This is a genomic window from Chryseobacterium gambrini (assembly GCF_900156825.1).
In the GTDB taxonomy this organism is placed as follows: Bacteria; Bacteroidota; Bacteroidia; order Flavobacteriales; family Weeksellaceae; genus Chryseobacterium; species Chryseobacterium gambrini.
The window spans coordinates 134,059-152,469 of the sequence record NZ_FTOV01000006.1 but is presented as its reverse complement, the minus strand read 5'-3'; the positions used below and the strand labels follow the sequence as shown (position 1 = coordinate 152,469).

Here is an 18,411-nt window from a genome sequence, read left to right as displayed (position 1 = left end):
TTATTAAAATTGAAAATTAAGACCTAATGAATACACTTTTGGCATCTGATAATATCCATTATCAATATTTCCAAAAATCTCAGGATCTACCCCAGAATATTTGGTAATCACAAAAACATTTTGCGCCATTCCATATATTCTTAAATTACTTCCTTTGTACATAAAGTCTTTAAAATTATATCCGACATTTACATTATCCAATCGGAAGAAAGATGCATTCTCTATAAAAATATCCGAAAGATATCTTGGAAGAGAGAATTTATAATCAGGAGTTGTAGAGTATACATTTTGTAAATAATCATTTGTTGCAGCAGATTGTAATGAACTGTTAGATGCAGCATTATTGTAAACATAATTTCCTAAAACAGCTCTTGCGCTAAACCCAAAATCCCAGTTATTATGTGTTAATTTTGTATTAAACCCTAAAATAGCATCCGGTTGTGTTGATTTGTAATAATACATATCTTTTGCGTTAACAACACCATCTCCGTTCCTGTCTACATATACCCCATCTATAGGTTTTCCACCATTGTCGTAAACCTGTTGATATACATAAAAAGAGAATGGCTGATATCCTACTGCGTGTGCTTGAATAGTATTCCCTACGCCACCCGCAATTCCACCTACCGGCAAATTGAAACTATCATCAGCTCCATTTACCAATTTTGTAATTTTTGAATTATAATGGGTTGCGTTAAAAGAAAACTCCCAAGTTGTTTTTTCTGTCTTAACCGGTACAAAAGTTATTGAACCTTCGATCCCTTTTGTTTCCATATTTCCAACATTCAGAATATTATGGTTACTTAAATCTCCAGCAGCGATAGGAGAATCCAAAATCAGATCTTCAGTCTTTTTCTGATATACATCAAAAGAACCATATATTCTGTTTTTTGCAAACCCAAAATCTAAACCTAAACTTTTTGTTGTTGTGGTTTCCCATTTTAGATTGGGATTATAAATATTAGGTCTATACATGAAATAATATTGATTGCCAAATTGATAGGAGGCTCCACTCTGGCTTGGATTATATGCAGCATATGCAGGATATGTACCACCTGTGATTTCCTGATTACCCGTTTTTCCCCATCCTGCTCTCAACTTTAAATTAGAAATTGCAGAAATATTTTTTAAGAAACCTTCTTCATTAATTTTCCAAGCTACAGAAACACCTGGAAAAACACCCCAAAGATTATCTGTTGATCCATTATAGAATCTTGAAGAACCATCTCTTCTTACAGAAGCCGAAATAATATACTTATTAGCGATAGTAAAAATTCCACGACCATAAAAAGAAACCAGAACTTTTCTGTCTTCATAGTTATTTCCCACCGTTGGAGGATTTACCCCTGTAAATGTTGGTGCAAAAGGTACATAATTTCTAAAATCCTGATAAGAATATCCACCAACAATATCCACATTAGTATCTATAGCATTAATATTTTTAGTATAGCTCAGGAAAGTTTCCAATAAGCTGTTCTTTTTCTCCTGGCTATATTCTCTATAAGATCCTTTGTTAGCAAAACCTACTTTATATAATGGACTTACCGTAGTTGAACCATTACTTTTGCTATAATCATATCCTGCATTTACATTAAAATGTAAATCTGGTAGAAAGTGTAACTTATAATCGAGCTGAATATTTCCTAAGCCTCTTACAACAGAAGATATATCTCTTGTAGCTTCAAGCTTTGCTAAAGGATTTGGAGTTCCGTTCACATTTAAAGCACCATTTAATAGCCATTCATAATAACCTCCATAATTAGAATTACCAGAATAAACAGCCTGAGTCGGATCAAAATAAGTTGCATCACCAATTACTCCTCCAGCAGGAAATTGATTATCTGTAAATGTTCCTTTTGCATTTACATTTACTGTTAAATGATTATCAAGGAATTTAGGATTTAAATTTACGCCTAATGATGTTCTTCTAAATGAATTTGTTCTTACAATACCATTTTGTTCATTGTAACCAACAGATAGACGATAAGGCAATCCTTTAATTCCTCCTGTAAGAGAAAGATTATTATCTGTTCCCCATCCTTGTCTGTATATCTGATCCTGCCAGTTTGTATTTGCACTTCCTAATCGAGATTTATAACTGTTAGGAGCATAAGTATTTACAAAATTTCTAAAAGAATCTGCATCTAAAACATCTACATTACCCATCTTTTCAGATACAGAAGCAAGGGTTGAGAAGTTAATTTTTAATTTACCTGCGGATCCCTGTTTTGTTGTAATTAAAATAACACCATTTGAGGCTCTGTTACCATAAATTGCAGTAGAAGATGCATCTTTTAAGATATCGAAGCTCTGAATATCATTTGGATTTATGAGGGATAGAGGATCAGAAGCTCCACTTATTCCTACAAAATCCTGAGGTACACCATCAATAACAATTAAAGGAGTATTATTACCTGTTAATGAAGAAATACCACGTACACGAATTGATGTTCCTGAACCTGGTGCTCCACTATTAGTTGTAATTTGAACACCCGGCGTTTTGCCTTGGATAAGCTGTCCCGGAGAAGTGGCTCCTCCATTAAAATCTTTAGCAGTGACAGAAGTAATTGCTCCCGTAAGATCCGCTTTCTTCTGTTTACCATACCCAATCAAAACAACCTCTTCTATTTTTTTCTCTTTCGTAGCAGAGTCTTTTGTTTGCGCATGAATCATTGTACTTGCCAATAAAAATGCAGGCGCAATTTTTAATACCGTTGTAAAGTTTTTCACAATATTTCTTTTATATAGTTTCGTTCTTGTTAAATAAGCATTCCTGCTTGCGTTGCAATTTATAAAAAAATTATAATTATGATAAATTTATTTAAAATTAACATAAATTTATGTATATTAAACGATCCATTTAAGTTAAATATTTATTTTTCAAATCATTACATTAAAATATGCAATACATAATACTGGTTTAAAATTAACAAAAAGTTAAACAATTGTTTAACTAAATGTAATATTTGACATCCTCAAATTACCCGTAAAGCTTCAAAATACAGACAATATCAGATTTTCATGGATAATGCTTATCTTTGCACCCTAAAACTTTACTATAAATGTCAAACAGAAAGATGATTACGGCGGCTTTGCCATATGCAAACGGACCGGTTCATATAGGGCATTTGGCAGGTGTTTATATTCCTGCGGATGTATATGCGAGATTTCAGAGAAGATTGGGGAAAGATGTAGCGTTTATCTGCGGAAGCGATGAACACGGAATTCCTATTACCATAAGAGCTAAAAAAGAAGGGGTTACGCCACAGGATATTGTAGACAAATACCACGAAATCATTAAAAAATCTTTTTCAGATTTGGGGATTTCTTTTGATGAATATTCCAGAACAACCTCTCCGAAACACTACGAGACTAGTCAGGATTTCTTTAAGGTTCTTTATGAAAAAGGAAAGTTCACCGAAGAAATGTCTGAGCAGTATTTCGACAAACAGGCTGGAGAATTCTTAGCAGACCGATATATCGTCGGAACCTGCCCGAACTGCGGTAATGAGAATGCTTACGGAGATCAGTGTGAAAAATGCGGTACTACCCTTTCACCTTCGGAACTGATTAATCCGAAATCCATGTTAAGCGGAAATGTTCCTATTTTGAAAGACACAAAAAACTGGTACTTACCATTAAATGAATACGAAGATTTCCTGAATGAATGGATTATTGAAGGGCATAAAGACGATTGGAAGCCGAATGTTTACGGACAGGTAAAATCATGGTTAAATGATGGGTTAAAACCTCGCGCCATGACCCGAGACCTGAATTGGGGTGTTCCGGTTCCTCTTCCGAATGCGGAAGGAAAGGTATTATACGTTTGGTTCGATGCGCCAATCGGATATATCTCTTTCACGAAAGAATGGGCGGAGAAAAACGGAAAAAACTGGAAAGATTACTGGCAAAGCGAGGAAAGTGATTTGGTTCACTTTATTGGAAAGGATAATATTGTATTCCACTGTATTATTTTCCCTGCGATGATGAAAGCTCACGGAGATTATATCATGCCTAAAAATGTTCCTGCTTTTGAGTTTTTAAATCTTGAGAACGATAAAATTTCCACCTCCAGAAACTGGGCGGTTTGGGCGCACGAATATGTAGAAGATTTCCCAGGACAACAAGATGTTTTAAGATATGCCTTACTTTCATCCGCTCCTGAAACTAAAGATAACAATTTTACGTGGAAGGATTTCCAGACGAAAAATAATTCTGAATTAGTTGGAATTTTCGGAAATTTCATCAACAGAGTTGCTGTGTTAATTCATAAATATTATGATGGGGTTGTTCCTCAAGGTGATGTAAACACTCCTGAGCTAAAAGAAATTAACAAATCAGCAAAAGAAATTTCAGGATTTTTAGAAAACTATGAATTCAGAAATTCTTTAACAGCTTTAATGAATTTGGCACGTTTCGGAAACCAGTATCTTCAGACAGAAGAGCCATGGAAAACAATAAAAGATAACCCTGAAAAAGCGGCACATTCTTTATTTGTAGGAGCTCAGACTGCAGTTGCTTTAGCACAGTTGTGTGAACCGTTTATGCCTTTCAGCTCTGAAAAATTGTTGAATATGTTTAATGTTCAAAAATCTGATTGGAATACTATTGAAACTAAATCTGTTTTAATTGAAACAGGTCATAAAATCAACGAAGCGTCTCTTCTTTTCTCAAAAATTGAAGATAATGTTATCGAAGCTCAAATCCAGAAATTGGAAGACACCAAGCAAAACAATAAAAAAACAAACCCTAACGCAAAACCTATGAAAGAAGAAATCACTTTTGATGATTTTATGAAAATCGACTTAAGAACAGCCACTATTTTAGAAGCTGAAAAAGTTGAGAAAGCAGATAAACTACTGAAACTAACTGTTGATACAGGAGTGGACGTAAGAACTGTAGTTTCCGGGATTGCAGAGAGCTTCACGCCGGAAGAAGTTGTTGGAAAGCAGGTTATGATTTTATTGAATCTTGCCCCAAGAAAAATCAGAGGAATTGAATCTCAGGGAATGTTGCTTTTAACCACAAAACCGGACGGAAAATTATCTTTCGTAACGCCGGATGACAGCAATGTTGAAAATGGTATTGAGATCGGATAATCCAATATTAAGATAAAAAATAAATCCACATGAACTAAAAATCATGTGGATTTTTTATTTGTCATTGCGAGGAGCAAAGCGACGAAGCAATCTTTTATTAATCTTAACAATATAAATAAATCTTAATGTTTCAAATTTTAACCATTAAGATTCTGTTAAGGCTTTAAGAAAAGTTAAGTCTGAATGTTATTTTTTAAGTTTGAGATTGCTTCGTCGCTTTGCTCCTCGCAATGACAAAAACTAATTATTTTTTAGTCAGTTTAGCTAAATAAGAATCCTCTTCCTGCAACACTTTTTCTATTTTAAAACCATTATTCTCGACTGCATTTTTTAAGGTATTGAAATCCAGATACAGCCATTTTATAGGATCTTCAGATTCTCCTTTATAATGAACAATATAATCCAGTTCGCCGTAATATCCTTCCGCAGGAATGTAAACACCGCCATCCTCATCTTCATCAAACATATACAGAATATCTGTACTGTCGATTAAAATTTGTCCGTTCGGATTCAAAAGCGAATAAAGTTTTTTCAGATAAATATCAATGACATGAAGACTTTGGAAAATGCCTGTGCCGTTCATCAGCAAAAGAATCGTATCAAAAGTTTCCCCGGAAAAATGAAGCATATTTTCAGCAACTGCTTTCTTTATTCCTCTTAACTGGCAAACTTCAATGGATTTCGGAGAAATATCCAACGCGGTAACATCAAGATATTTTTCATTCTGAAGATATAAAGCATGAGAACCCGCTCCTGCTCCAATGTCTAACGTTTTTCCTTTTGCAAGTTGCAGAGCTTTTTGCTCAATTGTATTCATTCCGTCAAAATCGCGGAACAGATATTTTACAGGAAGTTCATCCAGTTCGGAAATAGAAGTTTCGGTCTGCAGATCTTCAGGATTTTCGTTGTGATAAAAATCCCAAATGGCTTTCCCTATTAAATCTTTCATAGTTTGATATATGGTACAAAGATAAGTTTTTTGAAATTTTTAAATGAACATCTTTTGTTTAACTAATTCCCAAATAGACATTCGAAATTTTTAACTTTAAAATTTTAAACCATTCTAAAAACGCAAAGCCCCACTTTACAATTAAAATGGAGCTTTGACTCAGTAAATGAAAAACAAGGTTCTTTACATCGCAGGACCTGCTGCGTCTTTTATTTCTTCGGATAATCTTTTTCTTTCCAAAAGTCTTCTTCTGGCAATTACAGATTTTCCGCTTAACACTTTTATAAATCTTGTCGATACAAAACGCTCTCTTCCAAAATGATGCGTAAGAATATATCCTAAAATTCCGAAACCAGCAATAACGATATATCCGAAAATCTTTTTATTGGCAGCAATAATCGCATTGAGCTGAATTCCTTTCAGATTGGCAGCCACACTTTGTGAACTCACCGTTAATCCATCCATATAAACCGCCAGATTTCCTAAACTTTCCACCTGAAAACGGTACTGAAACCATGAAAATACCGCCGAAAAGAAGCCGATCGTAAGAAAAGTTCTCCAGACCAAAGCCAGTCCGATGGCAGCCATCATATCATTAAGCTCAAGTTTATCCAGCGTGTAATACCAAACGGAAATAAAAAGTACTGTCATCCCAAAACCTTTCAGGAATAAAGGAAGATACCAGTTGTCATAATTAAACTCCAAAACCATAGAGAAATACATAATAACCGAATATCCCAACATCGCTGCAAATCCGGAAAAAATGTACATTTTCACAGGTTTGTCCCTTTTAAACCAGATAATCGCCACAATTCCGGCAACTACAATTCCGGGAATCATCATAAGATTCAGCTTCGCATTGGTTAATTGGTCGTATCCCAAAACTCCGACTGCAAAAATATTCTGTAACGTTGCCGTTGCCATAAACATTCCCAAACAAAGAAGCATAAACAATCCGTGAAGAACATTACTTTTTGAAAAAACCTTGAATGATAAATAAGGTCTTTTCAGATGTGTCTGTCTGGTCACCAAAAGCGCAAAACTTACAAAAGCGCCAATCGATGCATTAATAATATTTTTAGAATTCAGCCAGTCCTGCTGTTTTCCGAAAGCAAAAACATACGCCGAAAACATAAACGTTGCCACAAAAAGCACAATACTCAGCCAGTCAATATAATGAAGCGGAACTTTCAGCGCAAAATACTGATCGTGCATAAAAATCCACTGCAAAATGGCCAGTCCGAAACACAAAATCGAAATAAGAACGAAAAATTGCTGCCAGTTATACAAAACCGAAACTTCTACGGCGTAATATCCCGCAATCTGGTTCATAATCAGGATAAAAGAATAAAAAACACCGTAAAAAACTCCTCGGTTTCCGATCATTGCCATAACAGGTAGAAATAATTCGATCGCAACAATCATTTTAAAGAAACCGATCAGAAGAGAACTTCCGATGATTACAGAAGGCTGAAACGTGGTTGCATTGATGTAATTTAAAATTCCCAAAAGAACCAGAACAACTGTAATTTTATCCCTGATCTTAAACCGCATTTTCAGCCTCAAAACAATCGGCATTGCCGCTCCCATTCCGATCGTGGAAGCATAATTCGCAAAAATATAATTTTCCGAAAGCGCACCGGTTCCGCCCACCATATAACTGATGTTTCCTGTGTAAACACCGCCCAAAGGCATCACGATCGCCAGTAAAAGCACGATCAGTAAAAGCTGAACAGGTTTCGGTACCCAATCTCGGTATAATCCTTTGTTGTACATATTTTAAAATTTGATTTGAAGGCTGAAAGTCTGAAGATGTATGATTTAAAACACATTCACCTCGGTTTTCCTCATCCCTCTTTCTGCTGTTCTTATTTTTTAATCACAATATTCATATTCATTCCTGCGCTCAGCTTTTCGATATCTTCTTTTTTATTGGAAGGCGTAAACTCAATTCTTACAGGAATTCTCTGCTGAACTTTAATGAAGTTTCCGGTAGAATTATCCGTCGGAATATTAGAATATCTCGAACCTGTAGCCGCAGAAATTGCTGTAACTACTCCTTCAAATTGTTTTCCGCCCAATGCATCGGCTGTCATCATCATTTTTTTTCCTGTTTTTACATTCGGCATCTGACTTTCCAGAAAATTGGCAGTCACCCACTTCTCACCGTTCAAAACAATCGTTGCCACCTGTTGTCCCGGCTGAATCAACTGTCCTTCAGAAATCGTTCTTCTTCCCATCACTCCGTCATAAGGCGCGGTAATTACCGTATAAGAAAGATTAATTTTCGCCATATCCAGAGCAGATTTTGTTCGTTTAATTTCCGCATCAATAATCCCGAATTTACTTTTCACTTCTACAGTTGAAAGATTCGCCGACTGTTTCTGGTTGATTAAAGTCTGATATGCCGCTTTCTGTGCATCATACTCCGTTTTTACCTGATCGTATTGCTGTCTCGTCACCGCTTCGGAAGCCAGAAGGTTTTTATAACGGTTTAAATTCTGCTCCGCATTCCAGAGTCTTGCTTTTGCTCCGGCAATATTAGATTCCATCACATTCACGTTATTGGAAACCGTATTCACCGATGAACTTGTTGCCGCTCTTTGCGCCAAAGCATTCTGATACGCAGCTTCCGCCTGTCCGATCTGGGTTAAAATTTCGCGGTCATCCAGTACAACAAGTGTATCTCCTTTTTTAACCTTTTGATGTTCAATGAATTTTATCTCTTTAATGTAAGCTGAAACTCTTGTATTGATGGGGTTGATAAATTCCTCAACCTGAGCCGCTTCCGTATAGGTTTTATCACCGATGTGAAAATATTGCGCAATCAGCCAGTACAATCCAAAACCAATCACGGCAAAAACCACGATATTGGAAATGACAGCTTTGATTCTGTTTTTCTTCCGTTCTTTCTTATTGGCTGCTGCTCCTGAATTGGCAGAAGCCTGAGTTGTATTTTGTGTATTTTGTTCCTTGTTTTCCATTTTGTTTTTCAAATTTTAAATATTAAAGCGTTCCGGTAGATTTTAAAAGATTGTAATACTGATACAGCACATTGATTTCTCCATTCGCATAATCAAGCTCCGATTGTAATTTCTGGTTCTGCGCGTCGATCATTTCCGCCTGTACCGCCAACTGATTCAGATATTTAGCTTCGGTAATTTTATAGTTTTCTTCCGCCAGTTTTTTAGCATCATTTAAAATTTCCGCCTGCTGAATAGATTCCTGATATTTGGTATATGCCGCATTTACAGCCATATCAATATTCTGCTGCGTTAAAGTCATCGCATCATTCGCCTGCGTTTTCTGCAGTTCTCCCAGCTTCACTTTTTCTTTGGTTTTAAAAAGATTATCAATATTGTAACTTAATGAAATCCCAGTTTGCCAACCACCGGAATACATATCCAGAACAGGATTTCTTGTAGTAATCGGTCTTTGCAGAGAATATCCTCCGAAACCTGAAATTGTAGGCATTCTGTCGGTTTTAATAATTTCAATATTTTTATCGGCAACATCAATATTTGTTTTCGCAGATTTCAGCAAAGGATTGCTGTCGTGAGCAAGATTTACATAATATTCAATCCCGATTCCCGATTCTTTCTTCTGCAAACTTTCTACAGGAACTATTTCCGTATCAGTAGGCAAACCCAAAGCAATGCTTAAATTATAATTCAGAATTTTTTTATTGTTTTTTAACGTTAAAATACCCTGATCTAAATTTTTGATTGCCAGTTCACCACGAATGACCTCATTTCTCGTCACCATTCCCTGCTGATAAAATTTCTGAATGTTTTTCAGTCTTTCCTGAGCCAGTTTTTTATTGTTCTGAAAAACTGCTTCCTGATTTAAAATTTTATAAATATCCAGATAATTTGAAATGACCAGAAGTTTCACGTCCTGTTTGTTCTTTTCCAGATCCAGTTTGGAAAGCTGCTCACGAAGTCCCGCCATTTCAATAGACTTGTTCACCAATCCACCTTTAAAAATAAGCTGTGTTGCCTGAACTGCATACGAACTTCCGTAGTGCGGCATCGGAATATTAGTGGAATTTGAGAAATCTTTGTCGATAGCAACCGCATCGCCTAAGTAGAACTGACTGGTAGAAGCCGTAATGTTCGGCAGTTTCTGTAGTCTTACCACTTCCGTATTCTGTCTGGCAATGTCGATATTCTGTGCCGAAACTTTCAATTGCTGATGATTCTGCACCGCGAGTTCGGCAACTTCGTCTGCAGTGAGCTGTTTTATTTCCTGTGAAAAAAACAGCGCAGGAAATAAGGCTATCACGAGTGATAGCGCTGTTTTTATATTCTTAACCATTTTACCTTGTTTTACGGATACAAAGGTACGGCAGCAACAAACTCAAACAAATGTTTAAGAATTGGAAAAAGATGTTCAAATGTAAGATTTTAGTTTTCGAACTGATTTCTGTACTGGGAAGGACTTTCGCCCAGATGCTTTTTAAAAAAATGCGAAAAAGAATAAGGATCACTAAAACCGAGAATACCGGAAATCTCCGAAACAGGCTTATTTGATGAGTTCAGCAGCACTTTTGCTTCGTTCATCACAATCAGTGAAATAATCTGGCTTGCCGACTTTCCTGTGATGTCTTTCACCACCGCCGAAAGATGTCTGGTTGTAATCGACTGACGCTGCGCATAGAACTCCACGCTTCGCTCGTGGGTGTGATGTTGCGCGAGATCATTCAGGAAAATAAAAACAATTTCTTCCTGTCTGGACATCTGGCTCATGGAATTGCTGTCTTCCTTGGAAATAATTCCCGCCATCTGATAACAGAAAACGGAAAAAAGATGTTCAACAATTTCTTTCTTGTAGGTCATTTCTGTCTCAGAATCGAGAATGTATTTCAGGAAATTTACACTTTTCCAGACCACTTCCAATTCATCCGGCTCGAAAGGAACACCAATGTTCATCTGTTGCCTGAAATAACGGTACGTAATTAATCTGTTGAATTTCAAAGATAAAGCCGAAATAAATTCACGCTTGTACGAAACCATTCTCGATTGAAAATCATCGCTGATGGAGATCATTTCGTACACCGTCTGAGGATCCGTCACCATAAACATATTGGCAGAAAGCTCAAGATCGCGGAAGTGCTGTTTCAGCTTAATACTCCCTGTTTTCACAAAGATAAACGCCGGATTATCAGGACGGAACGGTTTATCGACAGAAATTCTCTCGAAAATATTATGTTGCGTAAAAATTTCAACTCCGAATTTTTCTAAGACAGACATAGTACAAATATAAAGCAATCTCTTGAGCGGTCACAAAAATTTATTATTTTAGTGTTTTCCAAATTAGAGATATGAGAAAAATCGATTTACTATTTGCAGAATACGCCGAAAGCCACAGAAACTCGACCAATAAGCTGATCCACTGGATCTGTGTTCCTTTAATTTTCTGGACGATTTTAGGATTTATTTCTCTCATTCCTTCAAAATCAATTGGCTTCAGATATATTGGCGAAATCAGCTATGTAAGTTTTGCAGCTATTACTTTGGTAACTGTTTTTTATACCAGACTTTCTTTTTTAATCGGTTTTATTATGTTTTTCGTGATGATTTTAATGGAAAGTTTCGCTTACGGAATCAATATCCGTTTTGAAGAAAAATCATGGATGGTTTACCTCGCTGTTTTTATAATAACATGGATTTTTCAGTTTGTAGGACACAAGATTGAAGGTAAAAAACCTTCTTTCCTGAAAGATTTACAGTTTCTCTTGGTAGGACCGATCTGGCTGTTGAGTTTTATTCTTAAAAAACTGGGAATCAGATATTAATATTAATGATTGATGAATGATGAATGATGATCGATAACTGAAACGGATGATTGAAGATGGAAGTTGATTTTCAGGCTATACAACTTCCCTCTTATTGTATTGTGTTTCCAGCAGGAATTATTTCAACCGTTGAAGTTGCGCATATAAAGCTTCCCTCTTCCGGCTTCAAACTTCTAACCTGATTAATCTTCAAGAGCATAAACGGCAAAACTTGCCAACCAATGATCTCCACCGTAATTCCCCTGAAAAAGCAATGGCAATCCGTTGTTTAAAAATACTTTGGCTGTTTTTTCAAATTTCTGTTTCAAAGGATGATTTGCGGGAAGTGATTTAGCAATTCCTTTCATGCACCACGCCTTCGAAAAAGATAAACCAACTAAATGAACCGTCTGATAATCTGAAAGATCACTTACCACCGGAATTTTTTCAATATTTTCCAGACTTCGTTTTTCATAGAAATTATTTAACCACACGACAAATTCTTTCTGGGGTAAAACACGTCGCATCAGATCTGCAATTTCCAGACTTGGCGAAAAGAAATCCGATCCGTCCGGTTCTAGATAAGCGGGTGTTTTCGTATTGTTCAGATAAAAATATTTTGCCTTTTCAATGAGCTGATTTTCAAAATCTTTATCTCCGGTCGCTCTTGCCCAATCGAGTGCAAAAACCATTGCAAAAGCAGTATTGGGATGAACTCCCGTTCTGTTAGGATAGGTTTGTTTGGGTAAAAAAGTCTTCCACGAAGCTAAAATTTTATCGGTAAGAGGCTTTAGATTCTCATGCCATATTTTTGCTTTGGGATGATCCCATGTAGCCAGTTCTTCGTCTAATTTTAGCAACCATGCCCATCCGTACGTTCTTTCGAATGTTCCGGTTAGTTGATATTTGGTGAAATAATCGGCTTCAGTCTGTAAATTTTCTTTTTTAAATGAATTGTCGAGAATGTTTTCAATGTCTTTTGCCACCGAAAGACCGGGTTTTGTTTTCAGCAGCCGAAGCAGCATCCAATGTCCGTGAACAGAGCTGTGCCAATCGAAACAACCGTAAAAACTGGGATGAAGATCTTTAGGACTTAAAGGAACTTCTTTTTCGTTATTGATGATATGCGCCGTTTTGTTCGGATATTCCTGATTGATACAATGAAGCGGCTTTTCAGATAATCTCACCGCCATTTCATCGGTAAGTTTCGGAATTTCCTGACCAAACATCATAAACGGTAAAAAAACGATAGCTAAAAGACTCTTTTTCATTCATTAAAAATATAAAATAAATTCAATTTTTCATTTGCGATCAGGCTAAAAATAGAAATTCATAAATTATCTTCAATTATTGTGAATATTTATCAGAAAATATCCTTTAAAAAACAATTTTAAGCATGATTTTTGATCGTATTCCCAAAACTTGTATTCATGAAAAAATTATTTCTGCCTTTATTCTGTTTAATCCTTATCCATTGTAAAAAAAGTGAAGCCCACTCTTTAAATTCAAATTTGGTTAATGTTGTTCAGGAAGATAAATTGATTGCAATAGACTCTTCTGCTGTAGCATTAAAATCTCCCGTAGTCGATGCGTCCATAAGGTTTCCATCAGAAAAGACGATAAGTGAACAGACCACTGCTATTTCCAAAAAAATCATCAAAAACGGCGATTTAAAAATTCAGGTCGGAGACATTAAAAAAGCTCAGGATCAGGTTAGTAGCATTGTAAAAAGCAACAAAGCCTATATTCAGAAAGAAGAGTTTCAGAATAATGATAATGAGGAAAATACCGACTTAACCATCAGAGTTCCTCATCAGAATTTCGATGCTTTGGTGAATTCTTTTTCAGATGGTGTCGGTTCGGTTTTGTCTAAAAATATCTCTTCAGATGATGTAACGGAAGAATATACTGATGTTTCCATCAAACTCGCCAATAAAAAGATTTATCTCGAGAAATACAGAGATATGCTGAAAAGCGCAAAAACAACGAAAGACATTTTGGAAATTCAGGAAAACATCCGTGAACTGGAAGATGAAATTGATGTTTCGGAAGGCAGACTTCGATTTATAGACGACCGCGTAAATTACAGCACTTTAAACCTGAGTTTATACAAAGAAAAAGTAAGAACTTCCGCCACTTCGAAGGTTGGTTTCGGAAGCCGTTTCGGAGATTCGGTAACGGAAGGCTGGAACAGTTTTGTGGCTTTTCTTTTAGGAGTTATTTCGCTTTGGCCTTTCTTTCTGCTGATTCCTGTGGCTGTATTTCTTTGGAGAAAATGGAGAAACAGGAAGAAAAAATAAAGATATTTTTTTTTATTTTGCATTAAAAACAAATGAATGAAAATGAAATTTCCTACTTGGTAAGAAAATGCATTTTTAATGTATATAACAGTCTTGGACCAGGTCTTTTGGAGAGTGTCTATCAAAAAATTCTTATTTATGAACTGGAAGAAAACGGACTGGATGTGAAGCCAGAAGTTGCAATTCCGGTTATGTATGACAACAAAAGGTTTGATTTAAATTTCAGAATCGATATTCTGGTGGAAGACAAGGTTATTTTGGAATTAAAATCTGTAAAAAATCTTGAAGAAATTCATTACAAGCAATTGCAGACTTATTTGAAACTTTCAGATAAAAGACTCGGATTATTGATTAATTTTAATACTACGAATATTTTAGATGGAATTAAAAGAGTGGTCAATAAGTTATAATTATCTCTCCCGCAGATTTTGCAGATTAAGCAGATTAAATTTGCACTAAAAAAATCTGCCTGATCAGTAAAATCGGCGGAAGATTATAAAACCTTCTACTTTCCCAAAACAAACACCGCCGGAATTTTATGGAGTTCCGGTTTTTGCTTCTGCCACTCTTTTATGGTTTTTGTTTTAATAAATTCCTGTTCAGGATCGTTGATATTGGCGGCGATGCAAAGCTTTGTGTTGGGTGATAAAAACTTAGTCAGATCTTCAAAAAGGGCGTTGTTTCTGTAAGGCGTTTCCATAAAAATCTGCGAATATCCTGTCTTCTGAACCAGACTTTCAAGCTGAAGAATCTGCTTCTTCTTTTCACTTTTATCAATCGGAAGATAGCCGTTGAAGGTAAATTCCTGACCGTTAAAACCACTGGAAATTAGTGCTAAAATAATAGATGAAGGCCCTGAAATCGGGATAACACGGATATTTTTCTCATGACACCATTTTACCATCAGATTTCCCGGATCTGCAATGCACGGAAGTCCCGCTTCAGAAAGCAAGCCAAAATCCTGACCTTTTAACATCAGTTGCTGCGCTTCTTTAATATCTGCGTTTTCTGTGTATTTATCCAGCAAAAAAAGTTTCAGCTCCGACTGTTTTTTTTCGGGAGCGAAAAATTTAACCACTTTTCTGGCGGTTTTTTCATTTTCCACGAAGAAGTAATCGGTCTGCATGATATACTCTTTAATCACCGGTGAAAAATGGTTGATAGAGGTATTTTCCGAAAGATAAGCAGGAAGTAAAAAAAGCATGATTTTATTTTTTTGTTCTTTCTTTTAAAGAAGGTTGTGGGTAATATTTTGTAAGATCCATGGAAAAAGAAACGGAAGTAATTTTCCATTTTCCGTCGGTTTTCATCAGCGTCCAGATTTCTTTTCCCCAGTTCAGCATTTTACCGTCATGCCAGAAACTGTAATCGAAATTAGCGGAAGCAATCGATCCGTCTTCGATAATTTTCACATTATCAAATCTTTCCTCCGATTTATTGTCTTTAAAACTTTTAATGAAGGCTTTATAATTATCTGTAAAATAGCTTTTTTCGTCGGGATATTCTGTTACAACTTTTTTAAAAGTACGGTCTGTATACACTCCCGTCCAGAGAACCGGATCCTGAAAAAGCGATACAAACTTCGCCTCATCTCTGGTTTTAATGCACATCATAAAATCATCCATCATGGTACGGATGGCGATTTCATCTTTTGTCTGGGCAAAAGCAAAACTGCTGTAAAAAAGAAAAAGGATGAAAAATTTCTTCATAATTATTTTGAAATTTTATTTAAAACAGCATCGCAGCCACGATCCAGCAAATGATAGACGTCTTCAAATTCCTGCATATCTCCCCAATAAGGATCGGGAACTTCAGCATTTTCATGATCGCCTAAAACTTCAAGAAACAAGGAAACTTTTTTCCGCTGTTCTTCATTTTTAGCTTTGGAAATAACATCAGCCAAAACATCTACATCCATGCAGTAGATTTTATCAAATGTTTCAAAATCCGACTGCGTTATCGGTCTGGATCTCTGTTTGGAAATATCAATTCCGTGGTTTGAAGCGGTTTTAATGGCTCTTTTGTCGGGATGATTTCCTTCGTGCATGGAAATGGTTCCAGCAGAATCTATTACAAAATTTTCAGGAGCCTTTGCTTTCATAATTCCTTCTGCTAAAGGACTTCTGCAAATGTTTCCCAGACATACCATTAATATTTTCATCTCAGTCTCTGTTTTTAATGTTTCAGGTAACAAAACTAAATAAAAAATGAAGAATAAAATTATTCTCCATTTTCTGTATTTAAATTAAATTATTTCTTACTGTTTAATTCTCTCTCCCAATTCCTTCACATACTTTTTAACTTCTTTGTCGATCTTGGAAACATCTTTGATGGTATCACAAGCGTACATTACCGTAGAATGGTCTTTTCCGCCCATTTCTTCACCGATCTTTGTGAAAGTGGCATTGGTTAGCTCTTTGGAAAAATACATCGCCAATTGTCTTGGAAGTGCAATTTCTCTTTTTCTTGTTTTGGATAAAAGCTGTTCTTTCTTGATTCCGAAATAATCGCAAACCACTTCCTGAATATAAGGAATATTGATGACTTTTTTCTGGTTGGATGCAATCTTATTAATGGTATCCTTCAGTAAAGTTAAGCTAAGATCCTGCTTGTAAATAGTAGAGTATGCAATAACCGAATTGATGATTCCGATAAGTTCTCTTACGTTTGTTTTTGCTTCTGCAGCAAGGAAATCCAGCATATCATCGGGAAGAACGATTCCGTCTCTGCTTAATTTATCGATGATGATCTGCTTTCTTGTTGAAATATCCGGAGATTTGATCTCTGCAGAAAGTCCCCATTTGAATCGGGAAACAATCCTGTCCTGAATATCCAGAATATCTGCCGGAGCTTTATCTGAAGTTAAGATAATCTGCTTTCCGTTCTGATGCAAATGATCGAAAATGTGGAAGAAGCTGTCCTGTGTTGCAGATTTTCCGGAAAGGAACTGAATATCATCAATGATTAAAACATCAACCATCTGATAAAAATTCGCAAACTCGGTCTGCTTATGTGCTTTTGCCGCCGAAATAAACTGTTGGATGAATTTTTCGGAAGAAAGATATAAAACGACTTTATCCGGAAACTGGCTTTTCACTTCCAGACCTACAGCCTGTCCTAAGTGCGTTTTACCAACACCGTAACCACCGTATAAAAATAATGGGTTGAATGCCGTTGCACCCGGTCTTTTAGCAATAGATCTTGCAACCGTCGCTGCAAATTTGTTGCTTTCTCCTTCTACATAATTATCGAAAGAGAAGTCTGATTTTAAGTTGGAATCAATATTTACTTTTCTGATTCCCGGAACCACAAATGGATTCACGATATTGGCAGAAAAACCTTGCGGCATTGTTTCCTGCACTTTCGGAGTAGGTACAGATTTACCTTTCATATTCATGGTAACGGGTCTTTCCAAACCGGCAGGTTTGTTTTCCATTACAGAATACCATAATTTCACTCCTTTTCCTATGTTTTTCTTCAGGGCAGCCGAAAGCAAGGACAGGTAATTATCCTCAATATATTCCTTGTAAAAATCGCTCGGTACCATAAGCGTAAGGTTATTCTCAACCAATGAAATCGGCTGAACCTTATCGAATAGCAAATCGAAAGATTTTTCAAGTTTTTTCAGATCAGAATTATCTTCAGCTGCGTTCAGATTATCGCGCATGAACTGAAGGCACTTCTGCCATATCATCATTAAATTTTCATCCATAATTGATGCCCCGATTAATTCTTAGTTGTTAGTAATTTTTGGAAGGACGACAAAGGTCTAATTTTTTTATCTTAAAAAAAAATTTTGTGGATATTGATTATTTAAAAATATATTTGTATGTATATAAAGAAGCTTAAGATGATACACACAACACACTCATTAAGAGTACGTTACGGAGAGACAGACCCTATGAAATACGTTTATTACGGCAACTACGCCGAGTATCTGGAAATTGGAAGAGTGGAGCTTTTCCGAAGCATAGGAATGTCGTATAATGAGATTGAGAATCAAGGAATTTGGCTGCCTGTTTCGGAGTATAAAATTAAGTATCTGCGACCTGCTTTTTATGATGAAAAATTAGAAATTCATACCTATGTAAAAAAAATTCCGGGAGTAAGAATTGAATTTGAATATGAAATCTTCAATGAAGAAAATAATAAAATCACAGAAGCTTCCACTACTCTTTTCTTTTTGGATGCCAAAACCAACAAAGTGGTGAAGTGTCCGGATTATCTCATGAAACTGATTGAGGAGAACTGGAAGGAATAATTCAGACCAAAAGAATACACAAAACA

The 18,411-nt window shown here is 36.0% G+C and carries 16 protein-coding genes; 5 read left to right on the top strand and 11 right to left on the bottom strand.

Translation table 11 applies throughout. From position 1 onward, the window contains the following. Nucleotides 1–3 precede the first annotated feature (3 nt). Nucleotides 4–2,730 carry a SusC/RagA family TonB-linked outer membrane protein gene (locus BW951_RS12860; protein ID WP_076393433.1) on the bottom strand — a complete coding sequence of 909 codons (2,727 nt, stop codon included), beginning with the start codon at nucleotides 2,728–2,730 and terminating at the stop codon, nucleotides 4–6. Nucleotides 2,731–3,062: 332 nt separating this feature from the next. Between BW951_RS12860 and metG the strand changes: the two genes are divergently transcribed. After that, on the top strand, nucleotides 3,063–5,099 hold the full coding sequence (gene metG / locus BW951_RS12855) for a methionine--tRNA ligase (protein ID WP_076393431.1): 2,037 nt from the start codon (nucleotides 3,063–3,065) through the stop codon (nucleotides 5,097–5,099). Nucleotides 5,100–5,343: 244 nt separating this feature from the next. Here metG and BW951_RS12850 read toward each other — a convergent pair whose 3' ends face one another. The 5 genes from BW951_RS12850 to BW951_RS12830 all read right to left on the bottom strand — a co-directional run bounded on the left by BW951_RS12850 (nucleotide 5,344) and on the right by BW951_RS12830 (nucleotide 11,300). Continuing rightward, nucleotides 5,344–6,048 (bottom strand): class I SAM-dependent methyltransferase, encoded by a 705-nt coding sequence (locus tag BW951_RS12850; RefSeq protein ID WP_076393429.1) that lies wholly within the window; start codon nucleotides 6,046–6,048, stop codon nucleotides 5,344–5,346. Between the two features lie 183 nt (nucleotides 6,049–6,231). Further along, a complete protein-coding gene (locus tag BW951_RS12845; RefSeq protein ID WP_076393427.1) occupies nucleotides 6,232–7,824 on the bottom strand; it encodes an MFS transporter in 1,593 nt (530 codons plus the stop codon). Between the two features lie 92 nt (nucleotides 7,825–7,916). Further along, nucleotides 7,917–9,032: an HlyD family secretion protein gene (locus tag BW951_RS12840; RefSeq protein WP_076393425.1), complete on the bottom strand. Its 1,116-nt coding sequence runs from the start codon at nucleotides 9,030–9,032 to the stop codon at nucleotides 7,917–7,919. 22 nt (nucleotides 9,033–9,054) lie between these two features. Continuing rightward, on the bottom strand, nucleotides 9,055–10,365 hold the full coding sequence (locus BW951_RS12835; protein WP_076393423.1) for a TolC family protein: 1,311 nt from the start codon (nucleotides 10,363–10,365) through the stop codon (nucleotides 9,055–9,057). Nucleotides 10,366–10,454: 89 nt separating this feature from the next. Beyond that, a complete protein-coding gene (locus tag BW951_RS12830; RefSeq protein WP_076393421.1) occupies nucleotides 10,455–11,300 on the bottom strand; it encodes a helix-turn-helix domain-containing protein in 846 nt (281 codons plus the stop codon). A 71-nt stretch (nucleotides 11,301–11,371) separates the two neighbouring features. Between BW951_RS12830 and BW951_RS12825 the strand changes: the two genes are divergently transcribed. Then, nucleotides 11,372–11,845 carry an Mpo1 family 2-hydroxy fatty acid dioxygenase gene (locus BW951_RS12825; protein ID WP_076393419.1) on the top strand — a complete coding sequence of 158 codons (474 nt, stop codon included), beginning with the start codon at nucleotides 11,372–11,374 and terminating at the stop codon, nucleotides 11,843–11,845. Between the two features lie 182 nt (nucleotides 11,846–12,027). Here BW951_RS12825 and BW951_RS12820 read toward each other — a convergent pair whose 3' ends face one another. Beyond that, on the bottom strand, nucleotides 12,028–13,095 hold the full coding sequence (locus BW951_RS12820; RefSeq protein ID WP_076393406.1) for a DUF2891 domain-containing protein: 1,068 nt from the start codon (nucleotides 13,093–13,095) through the stop codon (nucleotides 12,028–12,030). A 159-nt stretch (nucleotides 13,096–13,254) separates the two neighbouring features. Here BW951_RS12820 and BW951_RS12815 point away from each other — a divergent pair, with 159 nt between their 5' ends. Together BW951_RS12815 and BW951_RS12810 are read left to right on the top strand one after the other, a co-directional pair. Continuing rightward, nucleotides 13,255–14,124: a DUF4349 domain-containing protein gene (locus BW951_RS12815; protein WP_076393404.1), complete on the top strand. Its 870-nt coding sequence runs from the start codon at nucleotides 13,255–13,257 to the stop codon at nucleotides 14,122–14,124. A 32-nt stretch (nucleotides 14,125–14,156) separates the two neighbouring features. Next, nucleotides 14,157–14,534 carry a GxxExxY protein gene (locus BW951_RS12810; RefSeq protein ID WP_076393402.1) on the top strand — a complete coding sequence of 126 codons (378 nt, stop codon included), beginning with the start codon at nucleotides 14,157–14,159 and terminating at the stop codon, nucleotides 14,532–14,534. 95 nt (nucleotides 14,535–14,629) lie between these two features. Here BW951_RS12810 and BW951_RS12805 read toward each other — a convergent pair whose 3' ends face one another. The 4 genes from BW951_RS12805 to dnaA all read right to left on the bottom strand — a co-directional run bounded on the left by BW951_RS12805 (nucleotide 14,630) and on the right by dnaA (nucleotide 17,836). After that, nucleotides 14,630–15,328, bottom strand: a complete 699-nt coding sequence (locus BW951_RS12805; RefSeq protein ID WP_076393400.1) for an SAM-dependent methyltransferase — start codon at nucleotides 15,326–15,328, stop codon at nucleotides 14,630–14,632. 4 nt (nucleotides 15,329–15,332) lie between these two features. Further along, entirely contained in the window at nucleotides 15,333–15,833 is a 501-nt protein-coding gene (locus BW951_RS12800; protein WP_076393398.1) for a Cif family virulence factor, read from the bottom strand. Nucleotides 15,834–15,835: 2 nt separating this feature from the next. After that, nucleotides 15,836–16,285 carry a low molecular weight protein-tyrosine-phosphatase gene (locus BW951_RS12795; protein ID WP_076393396.1) on the bottom strand — a complete coding sequence of 150 codons (450 nt, stop codon included), beginning with the start codon at nucleotides 16,283–16,285 and terminating at the stop codon, nucleotides 15,836–15,838. Between the two features lie 96 nt (nucleotides 16,286–16,381). Continuing rightward, nucleotides 16,382–17,836, bottom strand: a complete 1,455-nt coding sequence (gene dnaA, locus BW951_RS12790) for a chromosomal replication initiator protein DnaA (protein ID WP_076393394.1) — start codon at nucleotides 17,834–17,836, stop codon at nucleotides 16,382–16,384. A 138-nt stretch (nucleotides 17,837–17,974) separates the two neighbouring features. On the opposite strand from dnaA, the gene BW951_RS12785 reads away from it, so the two are divergent. Next, nucleotides 17,975–18,385: an acyl-CoA thioesterase gene (locus BW951_RS12785; RefSeq protein WP_076393392.1), complete on the top strand. Its 411-nt coding sequence runs from the start codon at nucleotides 17,975–17,977 to the stop codon at nucleotides 18,383–18,385. The last annotated feature ends 26 nt before the right edge of the window (nucleotides 18,386–18,411 follow it).